At 73.4% G+C, this 1,883-nt stretch carries 3 protein-coding genes; 1 reads left to right on the top strand and 2 read right to left on the bottom strand.

The window, feature by feature from the left end; translation table 11 throughout:
* On the bottom strand, window positions 1–419 hold a 419-nt coding region (locus tag ABZ656_RS57740; RefSeq protein ID WP_360280756.1), incomplete at its 3' end, for a CBS domain-containing protein.
* A gap of 128 nt (window positions 420–547) precedes the next feature.
* Complete coding sequence (locus ABZ656_RS57735) at window positions 548–1,180, bottom strand: uridine kinase (RefSeq protein WP_101405765.1); 633 nt, start codon at window positions 1,178–1,180, stop codon at window positions 548–550.
* Window positions 1,181–1,376: 196 nt separating this feature from the next.
* On the opposite strand from ABZ656_RS57735, the gene ABZ656_RS57730 reads away from it, so the two are divergent.
* On the top strand, window positions 1,377–1,883 hold a 507-nt coding region (locus tag ABZ656_RS57730; protein WP_360280753.1), incomplete at its 3' end, for a DUF2293 domain-containing protein.

Below are 1,883 nucleotides of genomic sequence, written 5' to 3'. Positions count from 1 at the left end.
GCGCTCCTCGCGTAGACGCTCTCGACCCACGCGGCGAGCTGTTCGTCCGTCAGATGCTGGGCCAGGTCGGCCTCGCTGATCATGCCGACGAGGCGTTTGTTCTCGATCACCGGAAGCCGGCGGATCTGGTGCCCCTTCATCTCCTGGAGCACCTCGCCGACGTCGGCACCCGACTCGATCCAGCGCGGGGTGCCCTGGGCCATCTCGCCCGCGGTGACCCGGGCCGGGTCGTGGCCCATGGCGACACAGCCGACGACGATGTCGCGGTCGGTGAGGATGCCGCAGAGCCGTTCGTTCTCGTCACTGATGGGCAGCGCGCCCACGTTGAGCTCCCGCATCAGCTGGGCTGCGCGGTCCAGGGTCTCGTGAGCGGGGATCCACTGGGCACCACGGTGCATGATGTCTCCGGCGGTGGTCATGAAGTACCTCCCGGTGCCGGACGGCCGGCGCGGCGCGGAACACACCGCTAGTCCCGGCGTCCTACATTCTTGCCGTGTCCCCAGGGACGCGCACCCGGAAGTCCGGGATGCGTTTCCGTGGCAGCCGCTCAGCCGTTCCAGGCCGGGTGGCGGGGATCGTCGGCGCGGACCAGGACGTCGGCCGTGGTGCCCGGGTCCACTTCCGTCTCGTAGCGCTCGAAGGCGGGCAGAGTCCAGTGCGCGGGTTCCGGAGTGCGGCGGCGAAGGGCGCCCGGGGACAGGAGGACGTGGACGCTCAGGTCGAACGGGAACCAGTGCCGCAGCAGGAAGGGGCCGTGGAGCAACAGCACCCCGCCGGGAGGGAGCTGGACATAGGGGCTGCGGGTGGCGCGGTCGGTGGCCGGGTCCCAGAGGTCGGGCAGGACGCGGCCGTCGCCGCCGGGGTCGAGCGGGCCGAAGACCTCGCGCCACAGGGCGCCGGTGTCGACCCAGCCGTTGTAGTACGCCTCGGCGTCCTCGTGACCGTATTCGAGCCGCAGTGACGCGGGGCGCAGGAAGCCCTCCGTGCCGACGACGAGCGAGGACCGGCCGCGTATGCGCAGCGCCTCACTGACGCGGTGGGCGAGGTCACCGGGGCGGGCGGCGGGGGCTCCGTCGAAGGCGATCCGCGGCCACGGACTGCCGTCGTCCGGTTTCAGGTCGAGCAGGCGCTCGGCGAGGAGGTCGCCGAGCCGTTCCCAGGTGATCGCTTCGAGTCGCACAGGCCCATGATGCCGCGATCACGAGCCGCTCTCGTGGGCGCGGCGAGCGGCGAGGGCCAGGGGGGCGGGGCGAGAAGAGGGTGGGGGTGGGGGCCGGGGGGGGCGGGCCCCCGGGGCGGGGGTCGAGGAGGAGGCGGTATCGAGAAGGCGGCGGCATCGCGTAGGGAGCCGCCACCGACGGGGGAATGAACGACCTATGGCACCGATCGCAACTCCCCCGCCCCTTGGCGGACTTCTCGTCATCCAGCCGCTCAAGAAGCGGCTCTGTGCCGAGTGCCGGAGCGGGCCGTTGGCGCTGCTGGTGCTGGAGGAGGGGGAGCCACGCTGTCTGGACTGCGCGGACCTGGGGCACCTGGTGTTCCTGCCGCGGGGCGACACCGCGCTGACGCGCCGGTCGCGGGAGGGCAGCGCGCTGTCGGCGGTGGTGGTGCGCTTCAACCGGCGGCGGAGCCGCTACGAGCGGCAGGGCGTCCTCGTCGAGGAGACGGCGCTCGCCCGGGCCGAGGAGCGGTGCCTGGCGGACGCGGAGGCGCGACGGCGGCGCCGGGCACGGGACGCGCGGCGGCGGGAGGCGGAGGATCTGCGGTTCACGGAGGCGTTCGCGCGGGAGATACGCGGGCTTTTCCCCGGCTGTCCTGCCGACCGGGCGCGGGCGATCGCCGCGCACGCCTCGGTGCGCGGGAGCGGCCGGGTGGGGCGCAGC

The organism is Streptomyces sp. NPDC007095, from assembly GCF_040634475.1.
Taxonomy (GTDB): Bacteria; Actinomycetota; Actinomycetes; order Streptomycetales; family Streptomycetaceae; genus Streptomyces.
This window is presented reverse-complemented; position numbering and strand designations above follow the sequence as displayed.